The following is a 21,543-nucleotide window of genomic DNA, read 5'->3' as shown; positions in this document are numbered from 1 at the left end:
GCAGGCCTTAACGGTTCTATCTGTACGCTAATACGGCTTTGTTCCCCAACACAAAGCGATTGACAAACAAAGATGTGCTTACCGAGAAAACTAAAGTTATAAACATCATGTGTATATAGTGGAACGGCTTATCATCTATTGCAAACACAAAAACAGCGTACAATAAAGTTCCAGACACCACTGCTGTAATTGCGGCTTTAGAATGGACATTCTTAAATAATAACCCAACGATAAAGGTCGAGAGAATTGGCATGCTTAACAAGCCATATAACTCTTGAATGGTGTTGATAATACTTTCTGAACGGGCATAGACTGGCACCAATGCAATTGCAATTATGACAAATATTAAACTCGCTATACCACTTAGTTTTGCTACGTTTGGATTGGAGTTCAAGTAGTTCTCATGTAAGTCACATACATACAAAGCGGCTGAAGAGTTAAGAATACTATTGAACGTGGATAATACAGCTGCGGCAATTGCTGCTGCGAATGCACCTGACAACCACAAAGGTAACACGTCGTTAACGATCATCCCGTAAGCAGCATCACCTACATCGCCAAACAGCTTATATGAAACAATACCCGGAATGACAATCATAGGTGGGATGATCATAAAGCGCAAAATGGCAGCTGCAAATACACCTTTTTGAGCTTCTTTTAAGCTTGGTGCAGCCATTGCACGTTGAGTGATTGTTTGGTTGGTGCTCCAATAAAATGTTTGAATAAAAATCATACCAGTTAAAAGGACGTGCCAAGGCAGCGGTGAGTCGTTGTCTCCAACCAGTGTTAGACGTTCTTTTGGTATGCCTGAAAAATCCCAATCGATTGCGCCAAGTGCTAAAAATACCACCAACATACCCATAGTCAGTAACAGGACACCGCTGAAGGTATCTGAAACAGCAACGGCTCTTAAGCCGCCAAATATTGAATATGCAGAACCCACAATGGCAAAAATTATCGCTAAAGTTAATAGACTAATATCTACACCAAACATCGACTGCATAAATAACGACCCGGTGTACAATACCGCAGGTAAGAATATAAAAATGTTACCCAGTAAAAATAAACCGCCAATTACAGCGCGTATATGTCTGTCGTTGTATCTTTTTTCTAAAAGCTCGGTGGTGGTTGTGCAGCCGTTTTTATAATAAACGGGTAAGAATACTTTAGCTAAAATAATTAAGCCGAAAACAGCTGCAAACTCCCACCAAGCAAGTAGGGCCATTTGGTTACCATTCATGCCAATTAGTTGGTCGGTAGACAGGTTGGTGAGTGTTATTGAGCCTGCGATGAATGTCCATGAAAGACCACCGCCAGCTAAAAAATATTCTTTGTTGGAATCTTTAGAACTACGACCATGCCCAGCGCACTTTAGATAAGTAAGTAGTGCAATTAACGCGGTAATGAACAGAAATACCCCTAGTTGAATCATTGTGTTAGACATTAGAGCTGCTCCTCAAATTCTGATGTTTTAATAATTGCCAAATCATGTGCAGGGATCAATTTTGAGCCCAACACATACTGTTCAGACTCAAAGCAGTCCAATTGGTATGGCTGGTTGGAATAATTAAGAACAAATAAGTAATTGCCTTTTTGCTTAAATCTTATGTCACCAAACGTTTCATTTAGCGGCAAATCTAGTTTAGCAGCGATTTCTTTAAATACATCAACTAGGAATTTATCATCTGTTAGACTTGTGATAACGGTAAAGCGATCATTTTGCAACATCGCTGCTTTCTTTAGTCCCTCAATTTTAGCGGTGATTTTTAGCGGACTATTATGGTGGAGTTGAATGATGTCTCGCCAAGTATGGCTTGTGTATGTTTTTCCATTGTAGTGGATGTTGTGCTGGTGGCTGACTGGCGTGGTGTCTGCGGTCATCACAGTGTAGCCTAATTGCTCTGCAAAAACACCAGGCGGCATGTTGTGCGGCAAATGCAGGTTTTTAGTTTTGCTTGCGAATCTAGGGCCAAGGACAAAATGTGCGTTGGTGCTAGTAACCTTTTTACAGAAGTCGTCTGAGGGGGCAATAGAAGCAGGGCAAATAATCAATTGGTATTGGCTAATATCGGATGTTTCGTCGATAAAGTCGACGCCAATACCGAGTTGTTGCAGCACTCTATAGTATTGGAACTCTGTTTGTAAATGTTTGTACAGGGTTGATTGTGTTTCAATTTCGCAAAACCACTGGTTTTCTGTGCCCGTGACCAGAGCGACTTTATTGTCGACTTTAGCTGATAGTAATTCGGGGTGTTTGGCTACTTCACTAATTGTTGCGGCAATTTCATTGTAAAACAGGGAAGGCTGGTTGTTCACCATTTTGATCCCTGCATGCATTTGCTCTTGGCCGAAAGGAAGTTGACGCCAGCGGAAAAAACTAACGCATTCAGCACCGTGCGCAAAAGCTTCCCAAGTCCACAATCTCACCATACCTTTAGCTGGCATTGGGTTGTAATTTGCCCAATTTACTACACCTGGTTGTTGCTCCATAATCCAAAATCTACCAGTTGGTGACAAGCCTCTGGTTTGTTCAATAAAGTATGCATTCAGGTCCGGATGCCCAGTGCGCATGTGTTCAAAACTGCTTGGATTTAACACCTCAGCATTTCGACCTAATGGGTAGCTGTCATAAGCAACAAAATCTAAATCTTTTGTCAGTTTGAAGTTATCAATCTGCGTGTCGCACATGGGGATCATGTTATGGGTAACAAATTGATTTTTGCAATGTTCGCGAATGGTATTGACCATTTTATCGTGGAAGGCAATCGCCATATCTGAACTGAACCTGCGATAATCTAACTGATGAGATAACCCCATTTCGGTCACGCCGTACAAAGGGAGCTCTACTTGCTCAAAATCATTGTACTCCATCGACCAAAACACAGTGCCCCACGCTTCATTTAGAGCTTCAATCGTTTTATATTTGTTTTTTAACCAAACTTGAAATTTTGCTTTTGCATTGGCTGAGCCGCTCTGAGTAGTGTCGTGACAACCAATTTCGTTATCTGTCTGCCAACCCGAAACTTTATGATTTGTGCCATATCGTTTGACCATGACTTCAGTTATTTTCATTGCCGCTTCAACATAAATGTCGCTTGAGAAGTCATAATGGCGGCGAGAACCAAATCCACGTGTTTGGCCTGTTTTTATGTCCACAGGCAAAATATCAGGGTGTAAATCAATCAACCATTTAGGCGGTGTAGCGGTTGGTGTGCAAATGATAATTTTTAAACCGGCTTCTGCGAGTGTATCTATTGCTCGGTCCATCCACGCAAAATCGTATTGACCTGCTATTGGTTCTATTCTCGACCAAGAAAAATCGCCAATTCGAACCCACTCGATCCCAAGTTTTTTCATTTCAGCTGCATCGTCAGCCCACATTTTTTCAGGCCAATGTTCTGGATAGTAGCACACGCCAAACATAATTTTCATCACCTATTCAATGAGCTAGCTATGCTAGCAAAATAAACTATAGTTAATTCTGTTTTTATTAAGTTATCTAAATGTAACAGAGTATGGGTGAAATATGGCACATTTCAACCCTAAAATCAACAAATCGAATAAAAACGAACATAAAAACACATAAATATTTGCTAATCGAAAAAATATTGTTAATATCTGTACATGTTTAACATGTGTTTAGAAATTTAGGAGGCTAACAGTGAGCCATCAACCATTTGTTCAGTTAAATAGTCGTGATACTTCCATAATTGTTAACTGCACTGGAAAACAACCACAGATTATTTATTGGGGTAAAAAGTTAACTCAACTGGATAGCATTGACCCCTTAATTGCTTTAGCTCAAAGGCAAGAGGCTAAATGTGCTCCTGAGGTCGAGCCGATTTTGTCATTAACCCCTTGTTATGGTGATGGATTTGTTGGTGCTCCAGGCCTAGAGCTTAGATCGCTCAGCAACAATGCATGGATGTTTAGTGGTCATATTACATATGTAGCACAATCCAACGGTCAAAGTATCATTGAAATGTTCGATAATGTTCGAAATGTTAAAGTCGTTTATCAGCTACAGTTAGACTATGAATCAAATGTATTTAGTGCTTCAACCGAAATAGTGAACCATTCTAGCGAAAGCATCGAAATAGATTGGTGTGCATCTTTGACAATACCATTGCAAGAGCAGTTTGACACCATCTATTCTTTTGAAGGGCGCTGGGCAAATGAGTTTCGTCGCCATAAACTAAAACGTTTTATGGGTGGTTACTTAAAAGAAAACCGTAAAGGTAAAACCTCGCACGATAATTTTCCTGGAGTCGTTTTATCAAGCGCTAACACAAGTGAAGCCCACGGTGAATGTTTCGGCTTTCATTTAGGCTGGAGCGGTAATCATAGAACGCGAGTTGAAAGTTTATCTGACGGTAGAAATTTTGTGCAGCTAGGTGAATTACTACACCCAGGCGAAGTGAGATTAAAAGAGGGCGAAAGTTACCAGACGCCAAGTATTTACGTATCATATTCAAATCTAGGTTTAAGCAATTTATCCAATAACTTTCATAACTTCGTTCGCTCAAAGTTATTAACTTACGATGCAACACAGAAGGTGCGCCCAATACATTACAACACTTGGGAAGCTATTTATTTTGACCATTCATACGAAACACTGAAAGAGTTGGTAGAAAAAGCTGCAAAGCTAGGCGCTGAACGTTTTGTGCTTGATGATGGTTGGTTCAAAGGACGCCGCGACGATACTGCTGGTTTAGGTGACTGGACTGTAGACGAAAGCATTTACCCGCAGGGTTTGAACCCGTTAATTAAGGCCGTTAACGACAATGGTATGGAATTTGGCATTTGGTTTGAACCTGAAATGGTAAACCCTGATAGTGACCTATACCGCAAACATCCCGAATGGATACTACAAGCTGAAAACTGCGAACAAATAAAATTTAGAAATCAATACGTATTAGATTTAACTCGGCCCGAAGTTACAGATTATTTAGATAGCGCAATCAGCGACATATTAGAAGCTTACCCACAAATAACATATATTAAGTGGGACATGAATAGAGATATTAACCATGCAAACAATGCCTTAGGTTATCCAGCGGTACATAAGCAAACGCTCGCTTTGTATTCGTTAATTCAGAATTTAAAAGGCAAGTTCCCTCATGTTGAGATAGAAAGCTGTTCATCGGGCGGTGCACGTGTCGACTACGGCATTTTACGTTACACCGACCGGGTTTGGACGTCAGATTCAAACGATGCTTTGGACAGACTATCAATTCAAAAAGGGTGTTCATTTTTCTTCCCGAGTGAAGTTATGGGATCGCATGTTGGCCCAAGAGACTGTCATATCACCGGTCGCAACATTAGTATAGAAATGCGCACTGGCGTTGCCTTATTTGGCCATATGGGAATGGAAATGGACCCTCGCGAATTAACGGATCATGAAGCTAAAGTTTTAAGCGATGGATTTGCGTTACATAAAGCCAATAGACATTTAATTCATGGTGGCAATTTAGTGCGCTTAGATAGCCAAGAATGCGCAGTTAACTTTGGTATTGTCGCCAAAGACCAATCTGAAGCGCTTTATGCGCATAATTTAATCACAGAATACAAAGGTGCGTTGCCACCAAGCTATTTCTTTATAGGCTTAGACCAAACGAAAAACTACAGGATAGAACGAGTATGGCCTATTGAGATCAATGAATATCGAGAATCTGGCTTAAGTAAGCTTAATGGACAAGTGTTCTCTGGCGAACATTTAGTTAATTTTGGCATGCAGCTTCCAATAATCCTTCCCCAAAGCCTGCTAGTCTTTAAACTAACTGAAGTTAAGTAAATCTATACTCAGTCGCTCACACCTGCAGTTAAATGCAGGTGTGAGTGCGATGAGGGTCAATTTATTTCAAGAACAGTTTCTTGATCCTATGCTAGCGATATAAAGCGATTAGGTTGCGTTCAAAAATTTTAACTTCTTTGCTGTTGCATGAAAACTTTGTTCTCATTTGTTCGATGCCCCTAAGCGCAGATTTTCGCAAATCTTTACGCTTTTGGTGGGCTAAAGTACTGGTAATATTTGCCATTATACCTTCAGGTTTCAATTTTCCGACACGAGAAAATACATCAGTAAACTCTTTGTTTACGTTGTATTTATTAACTGTGGTGCCACCGTAATGGCGAGCAATCTCTACGCCTAACAAATTGGTAAAAACCATGTCTGGTTGGTATCCCGTTACATAAAATGTCACGGCCGTATCGGTTAAACAACTGGCTGAATGTTTTTGGTATTCAAATAAATATTTTGCAGCTACTGAGTCTTGAATTTTGATTGCTGTGGATAAATCAGCCATATTATTGGTCATTTGCGAGCTAAATGAGCCAAAAAAGGTTTTTAGCCCCTGGCTGAAAGCTAATGCATAGCTTCGATTAATTCTTCTGACTAGGTTTGCATCACCTTTGTAAACAGCATTTAGAAATGTCGCACCAGCAAGTCCATCGAATGGCCCTGTAACAGTTGGCATCGGCTGGCGATCACCAGACGCGGTAGCGTATCGGTTTGTGTTATCTGGCTTTCTTAATCCTTGTTCAATCTGTCGCTGTTTTTTTTGTTGCCACTGTTTTAGCGCCAACGCTTGCTTGCGCTCTTGCTCTCTTTTTCCTGCGGCTTGCCTTGTTGCCAGTAGCTCTTTTGATTGTTGCAACGCTCGCTTATGGTTTTGTTCGAATGATTTACCCGGGACCTCTACTGATTCCATCAAATTTAGTGTTGCTTCATTGGGCGGTGTATAGGTTTTCTCTCTTGGGCTTGCAAATAACGAGCGCATGTAATCATTTGGTTGTTCTCGCTTGAACGCGGCTCGAACAAAATCTTGTGTTCGTCGCCCATTTTTAAATTTAAACTTCAGCATGGTGTTACTTTTGTTCATATAAACAGCTGCGCGTAACCGTGCTCTTATTCCAATTTGTGTTGGCTCGCAGCGACCTTGAAAATGCTCTTTTGGGTTTAACCACGCTCGCCCATTGTCATTTTGCAAATAAACGCTATAAAAACAAGCATCCGCAATGGTTAAATAACCCAACATATCATTGTAATCACCTGACTGTCCTGTCCACAACGCGAGGCCAGTCTGTTCCAATCCACCATTTATTTCAATTACGCCTCGCCACGAGCCAATAAATTTGTAGCTGTAGCGGTCAAACATCAATTCTTCAGAGAAAGCTTGGCGCAAAAACTTTGCTCTTTGGCTATATGCTTGCGAAAACGCTTTGCCAACTTGGGCTAAGGTTAAATCTCGACTTTGATTGAAATAATAATCCGCTATATTTTGCTGATGCCCTTTAATTGGCAAACTGCGTTTTAGTTTTAGCGTTGTTTCGCTTGATATCGTTTGCTTAGCTTGCTGGTTATTTGGTCGCCAGCTGATTTTTAACGATGCGCCTGGCTCAACTGCAAAATAGCCTGGTTTAAATATTGGGCATGTCTGATCATGCTGAGTGAGCACAGTTTTGCCATTTAAACTTTGTTGTGAATATAAAGCGTTGGTGCAATTGTATTTGTCACTACTCACACTGATAAAAATATCGTTCGGTTTGCTAAAGCCATGGGGAAATAATAAATCGATCTTAATAAGCTCACTTGCATGAACAAGCTCTGCTGGTTGATATATTGGAATATCTTTATAGACTATGTTCGTTTTGGCTTGCAGTTGCTGTAAAGCCTCAGCGTATTGGTGTTTCAAGCTGTTATGTCGCTTGCGTTCAATTAGACTTTTATCCTGATTAGCGGATCTTTGCTGGTAGCGACCATGAATGCTAATTTGATCATTGCTGGTTAGGGTTAATTTAAATTTTGGCATTATATATTTGTTGTCGCAGCTGCTTTTGTCTGGGTTTATTGCTAGGTTTATATATCTTTGCCGATTCCTTTTTCTCTGAAATGGTTGTTGATTAATTTCATATATGCAGTTTTCTATTTCATGGTAGATATAACCCGTGAGCTTGGCTGCGCGTCCACGTTTAAGTGTAATGATTATTGGATAATGAGTATCTTTAGATTCTGTATTGTATTGCCATTGTTTAACGCCGTTTTTTTCGACGTACTCGCGGGTTGAGGTTGTTTTAGTTGTCACCACGTCACCTGACCAAGTGCCGATAAATATAGGGTTTGATGCTTGTTCAGGATTAATATCTTGAGTGCTTGCCGTGGAAGCAAGCAGTGAGAAGTTGATTAACAGCGTCAGCAGAAATATGCCAGTAGAGTAAATATGCTTATTGCGCAACATTCCTATGAAGTTCATTCCATGTAAGCCTGATAGATAGAGTGGCTAAATTATAACCAGTTTTACTCACCAGGCAACAGCAACTCAACTTGTTCGACTTTATCTGATGGGTAAAATTGGTTGTGTTTCAAAATTAGCGCGTTGAGTTGAAATATCGAATTCAAAATCGCATAAATTAACGGTAAATATCCGGCTTTCTGTAGCTGAATTAATTGGTCATTACTTAAATTTGCCAATTTATCTTCGTCTATCGTAATTAAACTCTCAAGCACTTGCTTAGTCTTGTCGGCGTAATGAACAATTGCATTGATTTCTTTTGTTAATTCAAATTCAGCCAGCAATTCGCCAAACTCCTTTAGCGCTGCCGACTCATTCAAACTGGTTAAAAGTTTTTGTTGGATTTGCTTTAAGGCCACGCTGGGTTGGTTTAGTTCATTAACCAACAAGGTGTCGCCTTGTTCAAATAACTCGTCAGGACAGGGGCGCACAGCTATTGAGTACCCTTGGTCTTGTTTTGCGAGTACAAACGGATACACAGCAAGTGACAACGGCATGTATGGCGCCAACCAAGTAGATTGTGCTACAAATAAATTGGTGTCAGCAGTTAATGACATTAAACTTTTTATATCAAAAGGGCGATCCGCCTTTGTCCTACACAAGAAAACGGGCCAGCAGCATGAGGCTTTAGGAATTTCGCCCAGAGATAAATTACTTGCCTGCTGCTGGGCTGCGGCTAGTATTGGCGCGGTTGATAAATATTTTTTGTGTTTGCTTGAGTCAAAAGGGATTATATTCATATAGGGTACGCTGTTTTAATTTAAAAAATATTCTCTGTTGGTGGGTAATGAATTCAAAAGCGATTCTTTAACACTTTGGTTGCGCGTTAGAATAGCGTCAGCTTGCTCTGCCATTTTGTATAAATGAGCGTGTTGCTGGTAGTTCGGTTTAAACCCCATACCGTATAAAACATATTGATAGCTTGCGGCGGGAAATAGTTCTATTGATGAATCAAAATCAGCAGCTTGTGGGCCACGGCTTTGCCAAATTAATAAATCATCTTTCAAAGACTGAGGGCAAGTTGCAAAATTAGCTTGCGCTTGCCAATACGCTTCGGGCCTTTTGGTTAACAGGTAGTGTAGTTTCAAAAAATCAATAATTCGCTGCCAGCGATATTGCATTTTTTCATTGAAACGTTTGCTGACTACTTGCATGGTTGCTTCATCAACTGGCAAGTTTTCGGCTATATATTTGGCTGACTGTTCAACTAGCATTATTGCTGTTGCTTCTAATGGTTCTACAAAACCTGCAGCCATACCGACCGCAACACAATTGTGCTGCCAAATTTGCTTGCGATATCCAGGATCAAATCCAATTTTTTTAATATTAAGAGATGCTATGTCTGCTTTACTATGTGTTTTTTCTGCATATTGAGTGAGTACATCATATGCATTTTGTTCTTCTATATAGTCAGATGCGTATACGTAACCAACGCCGCGACGTTTTTGTAAACCTATATCCCAAACCCAACCAACAGTTTGAGCGGTTGCAATTGTCATGCTAGCGATTGGGCTGGTTTCGTTGGCGTAAGGTAATTGAATGGCTAGAGCTGAATCGTTTAATAAGATATCTTTGGTAGAATGTTTTTTCACGCCTAGCGCTTTTCCGATTAAAAGTGCTGGCGCACCGGAACAGTCGATAAATAAATCTGCATCTATTACTTGTCCATCCGTCAGGAGCATAGATTGAATGCCACCTTGGATATTTTGTGTGACAGACTCGACCGTATTTACAATATGATTGACGCCAAGTTTTTCACGACAGTGCTTTTTTAGCATATCTGCAAATGCACCTGCATCCAGATGATAGGCGTAATTGAGTTTAGCTGTGTATTCCGCGTCTGTTGGTGCTTTAGGCCCCAAACCTGCTTCGCAAACCGCTTGTTGATAATTGGTTAAATCTGCAAACTGGCGAACATCATCCAAATACGGTGCTGCGTCTATGCGCTCGTATCCGAGCGGCACCGTAAACGGATGATGGTAAAAATCGTTACCGGTTTCCCATCCAACAAACTTGCCGCCTTGTTTAAAAGTGGCTTGGCAAGTTTTAAGAAACTCATGTTCATTAATACCAATCGCTTGTAGCGTGTTTTTCATAGTTGGCCAAGTGCCTTCGCCAACACCTACAGTAGGGATGTCTGAAGACTCCACAAGCGTCAGTTGTATATTAGAGTGCGTATTGAGTTTGTGATGGGCTGCAATAACAGCTGCTGTCAGCCAACCTGCAGTACCTCCACCAAGAATAACAATGTTTTTAATTGGCTTCATATTTTCTCCTGCGGGTTTAGATTAACCTGCGGTCGCAGGTTAATCTTGCTATTGAGCTCATCTTACACTTTAGAAAGTACCACGTACGCCCACTGCAAATCTAGCACCGTTATCTTCTACTGAGATAACTTGATTTGCGTAGCGGCCATGCTGGATTATTTCTTCTTCGGTAATGTTGATACCTTCAAAGAATACATTAATATTTTCATTAATATCATAGCTTGCACTCAAATCCCACTGACCATATGTTTTACCATAGATTGGCTCACCGCCAGTTGGATTAACTGCTGTACGCAAGAAGGTTTCACGATTATTGAACGCCAATCGAGTTTGGAAACCACTATTTTCATAGAAAAGAATTAAGTTTTGAGAGTCACCTAAACCTTCTAAAAGTGTATTTAGCTCTTCAGAACTATTTACAATAGTCGCATTTGCTTGCACACCAAAGCCAGATTCAAAAGTATGCAACCAAGCGATTTCGACACCATTTACATTACCATCGACCGCATTTTGAGGGCGAGATACTGTTAATAATTCACTTGCACCGTTTAATTCGTCAGAATCGTCAGCTGCACCACAAGTACTACAAGCGAAACCTGGTGCACTTCGGTCGCTCAAGACAAACTCTTCTTCACCCGGTAAGGTTACAATCCAGTCTGTTACATCTTTATTAAATGCTGCAACCGTAAAAGAGCTAGTGTCACCATAATACCATTCTAGTGAAATGTCGTAATTTTCTGAACGGAAAGGCTGCAATTGTGCATTACCGCCGTTTGCAGTTAAATTTTGACGGCGAGGCTCACCATACACAGTGGTTGGTGCTAAATCACTTAAAGTTGGGCGAGTTAATGAGTCGTATATTGCGCCACGTAAAATCAAGTCATCTGTTAAATTTAATTTCAAGTTGACAGATGGTAATAACACACCGTAGCTAGACGAAGATGAAATTTCGACACCCGGGCTCGTTACATTACTGAACAGCGTCGGATCTGAGGTCTGTACAATGTCGGTTAACTCAGCTTGAACGCCCGTAGACTCTGTATTTGTCTGGCTGTAACGTAAACCCCAATTTAAGCTATACGGCAAATCACCAAAATCACCTTGGAAGGTCGCGTCAATATAGGCGCTGAGCACTTCTTCTTTCACTTTATATCTGTCGTCTTGTACAACTGCAACAAAACCATCGCCATAATTGGTTTTAGATGAGGTGAAACTTGCAGGATCATTTCCGGCTGCAATATGTTGCGCTAAAGCGGATGTATCATGCGAGTTAAAGGCTGCTTCAGTACCCATATACGCAAAATATGCATCCGCATCGTAGGTATACCAAGTGTCTGCAGCGCCATCAAAATAGTTTGATGCTGTATATGTTTCTAACAAACCAGCTGGCAATGATGCATGGTATCCACAGAAGGCACAGCCAGCATTACCAAACGCACGAAAACGTTGTTTTTCTCTATCTTGGTAATGTGCACCAAACTTCAAGCTTGTTAACGTGTCACTAATAGGGATATATTCAAAATCAGCTTTCGCTTCAAGAATATCATCTTCAACTGTTGCCCCGCGGTTTTGAGCTTCACCGCCTAAACCACCTATCTCGTTGTAGTGAGCGCGCGCTAAATCAGATGATGGCAATGAACCAGAACCAAAACCTTGGTGAATAGCCATAGGTACACCGCTGCTTAGGTCAAAGCTAAATGTATTTTCTATACCAATAACGTTGAAACGGCTTTGGCCAGCGCTATCGTCTTTAGCTGACGATTTCGACAAATCAAAGTTCGCTTTTAAGTCTTCATTAACTTGCCAATCTGCATTAAAGCCAAATAAGCTGGCGGTTACATCTCTGCTGTTACGCGTATGATCAACAAAGTCGGTATTAGCGTTGCCGCCGACCTGATCAAATTTAATTGCAGTTCTACTGACGGGATCAATGGTTGCACTGCTGACGCGGTTTGGTTCAAACCAAGCTGCTAAATCACGCACACGAGAGTCAACTTCGAATTTTGAATACAAACCGTCAAAAGTTAGCGTCAAGTCTGAATTCGGTGCAAATTGCAAAGAAGTGCTTAGGTTTGTGCGGGTTCGTTTTTGCTCATCAACTGTCATATCAAGGTTACGAGGAATCGTGGCATTTTCAGCAACTACGTCACCATCAGTATTGGTCAAAGTAATACCAGTTCTATAACCCGCAGTTACAATTTGGTTGAGTTGCACGTCGCGCTCTTGATGGGATACAGCAACCAATGCGCCAAATTTACCATCAGCAAAGGTATTACTCACTAAACCTGAGAATGAAGGCGAAACTTCTTCATTTAAGGTTTCGTACTGCGCTTTGACCGATGCTACTGCATGAAATCCTTGGTTATCAAAAGGTCTTGCCGTTGTTACATTTATGGTCGCACCTATACTACCTTCTTGTAATTTAGCTGAACCACTTTTGTATACATCTGCACCGGTAATTTGTTCTGCGGCTAATACATCAAAGCTGAATTCCCGGCCTGAATTTTCAGTTGCCATTTGGCGACCATTGACTAATACAGTGTTGAATTCTGGGCCAAAACCACGAACAGTTACAGATTGTCCTTCACCACCAGAGCGGTCAATTGAAACCCCAGTGATACGTTGTAATGATTCTGCAACGTTTAAATCTGGAAATTTACCCAAATCTTCTGCAGAAATACCATCGGAAACCAACACTGAGTGTTTTTTATCAAACATAGACTGTTTTAAACTTGAGCGTAAGCCTTTAACAACAATGGTTTCGTCTGTTTTTGATTGAATACCTTCGTCTTCAGCTGCCAGCGCAATATTAGAAACCAGTGCACTAGATACTGCGACTGAAATTGCAGTTTTTTTACTGAGAGAAAAAATTGACTTGTTCATATTGTTCCTCGTATTTACCTTTCGTTAGTGTTGTTGTGTTTATATAAAGAGTAGTTATCTACTCTTAATTACTTAGCTGCGACCAAAGACGGCTTAACACTGGCCTGACAGATTTTTTCAAACTTTTCGAAATTGAGTGATGCGCCACCAACTAAGCAACCATCCACAACGTCAAGCGACAATATTGCTTGGCAATTTGTGTCTGACACACTTCCGCCATAAAGCATATGTACGGATGAGTCGGTAAAGTTCTCGCCATACTTTTTGTACATATGCTTAACAATGGTAGTCATAGTTTGCTGGATTTGCGCGATGCTTGGCGTTTTATTTGTACCAATAGCCCAAATAGGCTCGTAAGCAATCACTAAGTTTTTCATTTGTGTCTTATCAACTAGCGATAACGCAGAATCGATTTGGTAGGTCAAAAAACTATTGGTTAAACCAAGAGTTCTTTGGTTTTCTGATTCGCCTATACACAAAATAGGGGTCAGCGAATTTTCAATCGCAGCTTTTACTTTAGCCGCTATAATTTCGTCGCTTTCATTGAATTGCGTTCTTCTTTCTGAATGTCCAATAATGACAAACGCGCAACCACAATCTTTAAGCATGCTCGCTGACAACTCACCTGTGTAGGCTCCCGCTAGATTTTGGTTAACGTTTTGCGCTCCTAAGTGCACACCAGAACTCTCTAACATGCTATTACCCATTTGCAAATAAGTTGCAGGTGGACAGATAATTAGGTCGCTGGGTACCGTTTGCGCTAGACTTGCACACTGCTTGAACAATTCCGCGCTTTGAACCGCACTAAGGTTCATTTTCCAATTTGCTGCAATTAGTTTATTTTTCATGACAATTACTCTGTTACTTTGTCGTGTATGTAGGATTGAATTTGTTTTTGTTGTTCTGCTGATAGTCTCAAGCCCAATTTTGTTCTGCGCCAGATAATATCCTCTAGCGTTCTTGCCCATTCGTTTTCAATTAAATAATCAATTTCTTTTTGGTATAAATGTTTGCTAAAACAGATGCCTAAGTCGTCTAAATTTTCTGCGCTTTCTAGAATTTTGTAGCTTAGGGTTCCGTAACACCTAACAAAGCGACGGAGTAATACTTGAGGTAACCATGGATAGGCTTTTGCAAGCTCGCGAGTTAATTCACTGTGGTCGGTAAAGTTGCCACCAGGCAAAGCTTCTTCTTTGGTCAAGCAAGGTGACATTTTAGGAAAAAACGGCTGTAGTTTGTCGACCGCTGCTTGTGCGAGTTTTCGGTAAGTTGTTATTTTTCCGCCGTAAACAGTCAATAAAGGAGCGCTAAATTCTTGTTCTTGCAGGTGCAAGGTATAATCGCGAGTAACTGCTTGGGCATTGTCATTTTCGTCATCCATTAAAGGACGAACGCCCGAATATGTATGGACGATGTCTGCCTTGCATAAGCTTGTGTTAAAATGCTCATTGGTTACTTTAAGCAAATAATTGATTTCGTTGTCGTCTATCCGCGCGTAACCTGGATCGCCCTTGTACTCAACGTCTGTTGTACCTATTAATGAAAAATCATCTTCATATGGCAATACAAATACAATTCGTTTGTCTTCGTTTTGCAAAATATAAGCATGTTCTTGCTCATGAATTTTAGGCACAATTAAATGACTGCCTTTTACCAAACGAATTTTGCGCGGTGAGTTTTCCTTTAAAGCGTCTAAAAACAAATCTTCAACCCAAGGGCCTGTTGCGTTAACAACACATTTAGCTTGGATATTCGTTTTCTGTTTTGTATTGCTATCTTCTAGCGTTAGATGCCAATATTCTGCAGCATCTGTTGCGTTAATACACTTTGTTTGCGTGAGTATAGTGGCGCCTTTGTTCGCTGCCGACATTGCATTGAGCACAACCAAACGAGCGTCATCTACCCAACCATCGGAGTATTCAAAACCCTTGGTTATCTCTGGAATAAGTACACTGTTTTCGCGATTAAAATGAACTAGTTTAGAGCCAGCAAGGCGTTCGCGCTTACTTAAATGATCATAAAGGAATAAACCCGCTCTGATCATCCAAGCTGGACGCAAATGTGGTCTATGAGGCAAATAAAAGCGCAGTGGCCACATAATGTGCGGTGCATTTTTCAAAAGCACTTCACGCTCGGCAAGGGCTTTCTTTACCAATTTAAACTCATAATGCTCAAGATAACGGAGGCCTCCATGAATTAGCTTGCTGCTAGCAGAAGAAGTTGCTGACGCCAAGTCGCCTTTTTCACACAATAAAACCTTCAGTCCTCTGCCTGCAGCATCATTTGCAATACCTACACCATTGATGCCACCACCAATGACTACAAGATCCCAGTTTTCTTCATTAATTTGCATTGTATTTAACCGAAATGTCTAAGAGTTAACATTTAATAAACACAAGTATGGATCAAACGAACCAATAGATCAATTAAAAATGTTCGAAAATGTTTGTTTTAATTCGAATCTGTGGTGTTTAGTGTTCCTTTTGATTCAGGTTTTATTGATGAGTCACTGAAAAATAGATTGTTTTAAGCATGCGGGTATGAAGAGTGTGAATCGTGTCAAGCGAATTAGTTGTTGTTTATATATTTGATAATTGGAAATGCAGTTTATAGCAGGATGAGAAGCAAAGAGGGGGAGCGTAACAACGCTCTCCTAAATAAGGTAATTAAACAATATGCAGTTTTACATCGGATTTTACGATGAGTTTTTTTACATTTTCAGGTGGTTCAATATCTGTATACATGTGATCGACTTGACTGACGCTACCAAGTTTAACCACGGCGTTACGACCGAACTTAGAGCTATCCGCTGCTAGAATTACATTTTCTGCATTCTTAATGATAGCTTGCGCCACTTTCACTTCGCGAAAATCAAAATCAAGTAAATAGCCGTCATCGTTAATACCACTAATTCCTATCACCGCATAGTCTGTATGAAACTGATTGATAAAATCTATCGTTGTTTCACCGACAATACCACCGTCTCGCGCTCTTACTTCGCCGCTGGCAATAATTACGGTAAAGTCTTCTTTATAGCTTAATATGCTTGCTACATGAATGTTATTTGTAACAACCATTAAATTATTGTGCTTAAGTAAAGCCTTTGCTACAAGTTCGGTTGTGGTACCAATATTTATAAAAATTGAAGCTCCATCTGGAATAGATTGCGCAATAGCACTGGCAATTCGTTCTTTCGCTTCAAGGTTCATTATTTTTCGATCTTGATAGTTCAGGTTAACTGTATTGGTTTCTTTACCAGCGCCACCATGATGGCGCTGGATTTTAGCTTCATCAGCCAGTTGATTTAGGTCGCGACGAATCGTCTGAGGCGCTACCTCGAAATGGGCGACGAGTTCATCAATGCTAATAAACTCTTTTTTTTCGAGCATTTGCAGAATAATTTCATGCCGTCTTTTTTGAGTTAATTTTTTCTTAGCTGTCATATGTTTATTATCCTCTCTGTACGTTCAATATTATTGCACATAAGAAGTATTAAAGAAAAAATATAAAATAAGTGCCAATTGGAACAAAAACGAACTTTTTAGAACAGTATTTATCTGTTATATTATTTTAAATATAAATTAACAATAGGTAAAAGTATGAATAATTATATTTTATCAATTGATCAAGGTACCACGAGTTCTAGAGCCATTATTTTTGACGATAGTGGCGAAATAGTTGAAGTAGCACAGCAAGAGTTTGCACAGCACTATCCGCAAAATGGCTGGGTTGAACATGACCCTGAACAAATTTGGTCAACAACATTGACGGTGGCACAGCAAGTAATCGGCTCTGCTGGTGTGCCAATTAGCACGATTGGTATATGTAACCAGCGTGAAACCACACTTGTTTGGGATAAAACGACCGGCGAAACCATTTATAATGCAATTGTTTGGCAAGACCGACGTACTTGTGAATTTTGTAATGAAATCAGAACAGAGCAAAATTTAACATTGATAAAAGAAAAAACAGGTTTGTTAATTGACCCTTATTTCTCTGCGACTAAAGTTCGTTGGATCCTTGAAAATGTAGAAGGTGCCCGCGAAAGAGCCGAAAATGGCGATTTATTATTTGGCACAGTTGACAGTTATTTGATTTGGAAAATGACCGGAGGCCAACAGCATGTAACTGACGCTACCAATGCATCACGCACTATGTTATTTAATATTCATACCCAACAATGGGACGATGAGCTATTGAGCTTGTTTTCAATTCCAAAAAGTATGTTACCTGATGTGCTGGATAGTGCCGACAATTTTGGTACAACCAGCGAGTCGATATTTGGCTACAGCATACCAATAAATGGAGTAGCAGGTGACCAGCAAGCTGCTTTGTTTGGCCAAAACTGTTTCGAAAAAGGTATGGCGAAAAGCACTTTTGGCACAGGTGGGTTTTTGATGGTCAATACTGGTGGCCAAGTATATCAATCTAAAAATCAATTGCTTTCAACGGTTGCTTATCGACTAAAAGGCCAAACGACATACGCATTAGAAGGCAGTATCTTTATTGCTGGAGCCGCGGTCAATTGGCTAAGAGACGGTATTAAGATAATCGATACCCCCGAGCAGTCCAGTGTTTTGGCTGATGAAATTTCATACGACCATGGGGTGTACTTGGTACCTGCATTTACTGGTTTAGGCGCGCCACATTGGGACGCTGAAGCACGAGGCGGTTTACTTGGATTAACCCGAGCTTCCGGGATTAGTGAAATTGTGAGTGCTACGTTACAGTCGATTGGTTATCAAGCGCGTGATTTACAGCGTTGCATTATCGAAGATGGTATTGACATTAAGTTTTTAAGAGTAGATGGTGGTGTAGCGCAAGACGATTGGACCATGGGCTTTTTGGCTGATATCTTGCAGCTTGAGGTTAAACGGCCAAAAACGGTTGAAACTTCAGCTCTAGGAGTTGCATTGTTGGCTGGTTTAGCTAGCGGAATATATGCTTCGACCGATGAAATAAACCAAGGTTACGTAACGGCCAAAACCTTTGCGCCACAAATATCACTGGTACAAAGAGACAAGCTCTACCAAAAATGGCTAAAAGCGGTAGAGAGTGTTCGACAATTTCAATAGACCACAAATAGCGGCATAGATAAAAGCATGTGGAGGGGCTGTGTTTAAAGGCATATTAATTGACAAAAACGAGCAAGAATACAAAGCAATTTTATCTGATTTAGACGATTCAGTTTTAGCTGACGGCGACACCTTAGTTAATGTGTCTTACAGTACGTTAAATTATAAAGACGCATTGGCAATAACCGGCAAAGCACCAGTGGTTAGAAATTTCCCTCTGATTCCTGGTGTAGACTTAGTTGGGGTGGTAGAAAACTGCGTCAGCGGTAAATTTAATCCTGGCGATGTTGTTTTGCTAAACGGATTTGGTGTTGGTGAACTATACAGTGGTGGCTTGGCTCAAAAAGCAATGCTAAAAAGTGATTGGTTAATCCCGCTACCCAAAACATTCACGCCTAAGCAAGCTATGGCGATTGGCACCGCTGGATATACTGCGATGTTATGTGTCTTAACACTTGAAAAACATGGTATTAAACCCGAGTCTGGTGAAATATTGGTTACTGGGGCAAATGGCGGCGTTGGTAGTTATGCAATATCGATTCTATCTATGCTTGGCTATACGGTTGTTGCTTCTACGGGCAGGGTTTCAGAATCTGCATATTTAGAAAAACTAGGTGCGGCTGAAATTATTGACCGCGGACAATTGTCGGAACCAGGTCGACCTTTAGCCAAAGAGCGCTGGGCTGGTGTTGTTGATTCAGTTGGCAGTCATACTTTAGTTAACGCTTGTGCCAGTACACAATATGGTGGTTTAGTAGCCGCTTGCGGATTAGCCCAAGGCATGGAATTACCTGGTACAGTTGCGCCATTTATACTTCGTGGTATTACGCTTACCGGAATCGACAGTGTAATGCGGCCTTTAGCCGATAGGGTCGAAGCGTGGGATAGGTTAGCAAGCCTTTTATCACCCGATACCATTGACGACATTGCCAAAGAAATTTCTTTATCCCAAGTGATAGATACTGCAAGTGACCTAATTGCTGGAAAAATCCGAGGTCGGGTAGTTGTGAATACTCAGCAATAGCCACTTCCAATATAATTCGATTGCGGCGGTCTATTTACTCAATGCTAAATAGACCATCCGTACGAATATAAATTACCGATTGATTGCGGCTTGCCAATATATGCGACGCGTTACCTTGCGAGCTAAAGTAACTACCAGGGGCCAACTCAGTAGTTTTCGGCTGGTCTAACGAACTGTAGTTTATGTTCGATTGAATCACAACACTTCTAAACTCTGTAGCTTGGGTCGTTAGCTGAACCTTTGCTCCAGCTGCTAGTTTAATTAAATACCCCTGTATCGTGGCATTTTCACTTTTTTGCCATAGGTGTGCAATTTGAACTTTTGTTCCGCTAATCAAAGATGATTCAGTGTGGTCTAACCAAACAATATTAGATGCATGGATATTGACGGGGCGCTCACCATTATCAAATTGCTGACTTGCGGGTTTAACTAAATATGGCCCGCTATCAATTTCTAAATAAATTAAATTTGATTCACCATTTGCTGCGGTAATGTGATTTTCGCCCGCTGTTTGTGTCCAATATGAAGTTGCGGGTAGCCAGAGCTTTTCAGCTTTAGGGTCATCGTTATGCATTAAACCTTCAATTACAACACCACGGTAAGATATGTTGTGAATGTGCGGTGGTGACGAAAATCCTTTTTTAAATTTAACTAACATTCCAGTTGCGACATTGTTACTTCTGTCACCCCATAAATTGGCTGCAGCAGGGCTTTTGTCGCCACGCAATGGATTTAAGTAACCCCATTTAACATTTTCAGCCGCGACTAAAGTTGAATTGTTGGCAGCGCAAGCACTAACGGCATAAACAGAAAATAGCAGTATCGCAAGTCGAAAAATCATATCAATAGTCCTTCTAAAAAGTTCATGGGCGCCAATGCGCTCCTGTATAATTAAGCCTTAAATACTTACTACAACTTTGCCCATTGCTTTGCCACTTGTTAGGCGCTCATGTGCTTTGCTTACTTCTGCCAATTGGTAATCGGTTTCGTCTAACTCCGGGGTAAGCTCTCCTGCTTCAGCAATAGTGGTTAAAGCTTTTAATATTTTTGCATGTTGTTCGCGGCCGTGGTTGTGCAGCATAGGAATTAACATAAAGACTACGTGTAATGATAATCCTTTAAAATGGGCTAAAGTGAGGTCAAGCTCACACATGGAAACGGTTGACGCAACTTGACCATTTAACGCAGCCGCAGCAAATGAATTTGCCATATTTGCACCACCAACAGAGTCGAACACTAGATCAAAACCGACGCCTTGGGTGTGTTTCTGTACATAATCTTCAACTGATTCAGTGCGATAGTTAATTGCGCTTGCGCCAAGTTGTTCAATTAATTTAAGCTGAGGCTCGCCACCTCCGGTTGAAAAAACCTTTGCACCAAAATGTTTGGCTAGCTGTATAGCAATATGGCCAACACCACCAGAGCCACCGTGAACCAAAACATTTTGCCCAGCTTTAATGCCTGCTCGTTGCAAACCTTCGTAGGCTGTTATACCCACTAAAGGTATGGCTGCTGCTTGCTGCATGGTCAAATTTTTTGGCTTGCGGGCAATTAAGTTGCTGTCTGCAACTATGTATTCAGCCAAGGTACCAGGTAAGTCTGCTAAACCACCAGCGCAGCCATAAACTTCATCACCTACTTGATACTCTGTTACACCTTCACCTACTTCTTCAATTGTGCCTGCGAAGTCCATTCCAAGCAAAGCGGGCGCTGCTGGTGATAATGGTAATTCTGCACCCATTTGGCGGATCATTGTATCTACTGTATTAACACTGGTTGCTGCAATTTTTACCAGTACGTGCTGTGGCTTTATTTGTGGTTTATCAATTTCTGCGGCTTCAAATACTTCCGGTCCACCAAATTGGTTTACTATCATTGCTTTCATTATTTGCTCCAATAACTTATTTGATAATGTTGATGTGCTTAAGCATATCTTTATTGAATTTGCGAATAAACAAGGTATAAATGAAATCAGAATTCGGTTTTTAAAGATAATAAGGTGC

General features: G+C 40.8%; 14 protein-coding genes. 3 read left to right on the top strand and 11 right to left on the bottom strand.

The window, feature by feature from the left end; genetic code table 11:
• Window positions 1–16 precede the first annotated feature (16 nt).
• Complete coding sequence (locus DS2_RS08955) at window positions 17–1,444, bottom strand: SLC5 family protein (protein ID WP_035014396.1); 1,428 nt, start codon at window positions 1,442–1,444, stop codon at window positions 17–19.
• Complete coding sequence (locus DS2_RS08950; protein ID WP_035014395.1) at window positions 1,444–3,423, bottom strand: beta-galactosidase; 1,980 nt, start codon at window positions 3,421–3,423, stop codon at window positions 1,444–1,446. The genes DS2_RS08955 and DS2_RS08950 overlap by 1 nt, the downstream gene beginning before the upstream one ends.
• 238 nt (window positions 3,424–3,661) lie before the next feature.
• On the opposite strand from DS2_RS08950, the gene DS2_RS08945 reads away from it, so the two are divergent.
• On the top strand, window positions 3,662–5,794 hold the full coding sequence (locus tag DS2_RS08945) for an alpha-galactosidase (protein WP_035014394.1): 2,133 nt from the start codon (window positions 3,662–3,664) through the stop codon (window positions 5,792–5,794).
• A 91-nt stretch (window positions 5,795–5,885) separates the two neighbouring features.
• On the opposite strand, the gene DS2_RS08940 is transcribed toward DS2_RS08945, so the two are convergent.
• From DS2_RS08940 to DS2_RS08910, 7 genes are all read right to left on the bottom strand, one after another.
• On the bottom strand, window positions 5,886–8,252 hold the full coding sequence (locus tag DS2_RS08940) for a hypothetical protein (protein WP_152537579.1): 2,367 nt from the start codon (window positions 8,250–8,252) through the stop codon (window positions 5,886–5,888).
• A gap of 44 nt (window positions 8,253–8,296) precedes the next feature.
• Entirely contained in the window at window positions 8,297–9,031 is a 735-nt protein-coding gene (locus DS2_RS08935; RefSeq protein ID WP_035014392.1) for a SapC family protein, read from the bottom strand.
• A 15-nt stretch (window positions 9,032–9,046) separates the two neighbouring features.
• Entirely contained in the window at window positions 9,047–10,558 is a 1,512-nt protein-coding gene (locus DS2_RS08930) for a tryptophan halogenase family protein (RefSeq protein ID WP_035014391.1), read from the bottom strand.
• Between the two features lie 69 nt (window positions 10,559–10,627).
• The gene (locus tag DS2_RS08925; protein ID WP_035014390.1) at window positions 10,628–13,441 is read right to left on the bottom strand and encodes a TonB-dependent receptor; all 2,814 of its coding nucleotides are present in this window, start codon (window positions 13,439–13,441) and stop codon (window positions 10,628–10,630) included.
• A 68-nt stretch (window positions 13,442–13,509) separates the two neighbouring features.
• Window positions 13,510–14,289 carry a triose-phosphate isomerase gene (gene tpiA / locus DS2_RS08920; protein ID WP_035014389.1) on the bottom strand — a complete coding sequence of 260 codons (780 nt, stop codon included), beginning with the start codon at window positions 14,287–14,289 and terminating at the stop codon, window positions 13,510–13,512.
• A 5-nt stretch (window positions 14,290–14,294) separates the two neighbouring features.
• Window positions 14,295–15,794 (bottom strand): glycerol-3-phosphate dehydrogenase, encoded by a 1,500-nt coding sequence (gene glpD / locus DS2_RS08915; RefSeq protein ID WP_035014388.1) that lies wholly within the window; start codon window positions 15,792–15,794, stop codon window positions 14,295–14,297.
• A 313-nt stretch (window positions 15,795–16,107) separates the two neighbouring features.
• Window positions 16,108–16,884, bottom strand: coding sequence for a DeoR/GlpR family transcriptional regulator (locus DS2_RS08910; protein ID WP_035014387.1), 777 nt, complete (start codon window positions 16,882–16,884; stop codon window positions 16,108–16,110).
• A gap of 156 nt (window positions 16,885–17,040) precedes the next feature.
• Between DS2_RS08910 and glpK the strand changes: the two genes are divergently transcribed.
• Window positions 17,041–18,516, top strand: a complete 1,476-nt coding sequence (glpK, locus tag DS2_RS08905) for a glycerol kinase GlpK (RefSeq protein ID WP_035014386.1) — start codon at window positions 17,041–17,043, stop codon at window positions 18,514–18,516.
• Window positions 18,517–18,556: 40 nt separating this feature from the next.
• Window positions 18,557–19,540, top strand: coding sequence for an MDR family oxidoreductase (locus tag DS2_RS08900; RefSeq protein ID WP_035014385.1), 984 nt, complete (start codon window positions 18,557–18,559; stop codon window positions 19,538–19,540).
• A 34-nt stretch (window positions 19,541–19,574) separates the two neighbouring features.
• Here the strand turns inward: DS2_RS08900 and DS2_RS08895 are convergent, their stop codons facing one another.
• Both DS2_RS08895 and DS2_RS08890 read right to left on the bottom strand, forming a co-directional pair.
• Window positions 19,575–20,381: a DUF4437 domain-containing protein gene (locus DS2_RS08895; RefSeq protein WP_035014384.1), complete on the bottom strand. Its 807-nt coding sequence runs from the start codon at window positions 20,379–20,381 to the stop codon at window positions 19,575–19,577.
• 57 nt (window positions 20,382–20,438) lie between these two features.
• Window positions 20,439–21,425: a zinc-dependent alcohol dehydrogenase family protein gene (locus DS2_RS08890; protein ID WP_035014383.1), complete on the bottom strand. Its 987-nt coding sequence runs from the start codon at window positions 21,423–21,425 to the stop codon at window positions 20,439–20,441.
• Between the last annotated feature and the right edge of the window lie 118 nt (window positions 21,426–21,543).

This window comes from Catenovulum agarivorans DS-2, assembly GCF_000568405.1.
GTDB classification, from domain to species: domain Bacteria; phylum Pseudomonadota; class Gammaproteobacteria; order Enterobacterales; family Alteromonadaceae; genus Catenovulum; species Catenovulum agarivorans_A.
This window is presented reverse-complemented; position numbering and strand designations above follow the sequence as displayed.

What these genes read in the sequence shown, in the direction of transcription:
- DS2_RS08940 (WP_152537579.1), bottom strand. Translation starts at nt 8,252, where the DNA reads ATGAACTTCATAGGAATGTTGCGCAATAAGCATATTTACTCTACTGGC.
- tpiA (WP_035014389.1), bottom strand. Translation starts at nt 14,289, where the DNA reads ATGAAAAATAAACTAATTGCAGCAAATTGGAAAATGAACCTTAGTGCG.
- DS2_RS08935 (WP_035014392.1), bottom strand. Translation starts at nt 9,031, where the DNA reads ATGAATATAATCCCTTTTGACTCAAGCAAACACAAAAAATATTTATCA.
- glpK (WP_035014386.1), top strand. Translation starts at nt 17,041, where the DNA reads ATGAATAATTATATTTTATCAATTGATCAAGGTACCACGAGTTCTAGA.
- DS2_RS08950 (WP_035014395.1), bottom strand. Translation starts at nt 3,423, where the DNA reads ATGTTTGGCGTGTGCTACTATCCAGAACATTGGCCTGAAAAAATGTGG.
- DS2_RS08895 (WP_035014384.1), bottom strand. Translation starts at nt 20,381, where the DNA reads ATGATTTTTCGACTTGCGATACTGCTATTTTCTGTTTATGCCGTTAGT.
- DS2_RS08890 (WP_035014383.1), bottom strand. Translation starts at nt 21,425, where the DNA reads ATGAAAGCAATGATAGTAAACCAATTTGGTGGACCGGAAGTATTTGAA.
- DS2_RS08910 (WP_035014387.1), bottom strand. Translation starts at nt 16,884, where the DNA reads ATGACAGCTAAGAAAAAATTAACTCAAAAAAGACGGCATGAAATTATT.
- glpD (WP_035014388.1), bottom strand. Translation starts at nt 15,794, where the DNA reads ATGCAAATTAATGAAGAAAACTGGGATCTTGTAGTCATTGGTGGTGGC.
- DS2_RS08925 (WP_035014390.1), bottom strand. Translation starts at nt 13,441, where the DNA reads ATGAACAAGTCAATTTTTTCTCTCAGTAAAAAAACTGCAATTTCAGTC.
- DS2_RS08930 (WP_035014391.1), bottom strand. Translation starts at nt 10,558, where the DNA reads ATGAAGCCAATTAAAAACATTGTTATTCTTGGTGGAGGTACTGCAGGT.
- DS2_RS08955 (WP_035014396.1), bottom strand. Translation starts at nt 1,444, where the DNA reads ATGTCTAACACAATGATTCAACTAGGGGTATTTCTGTTCATTACCGCG.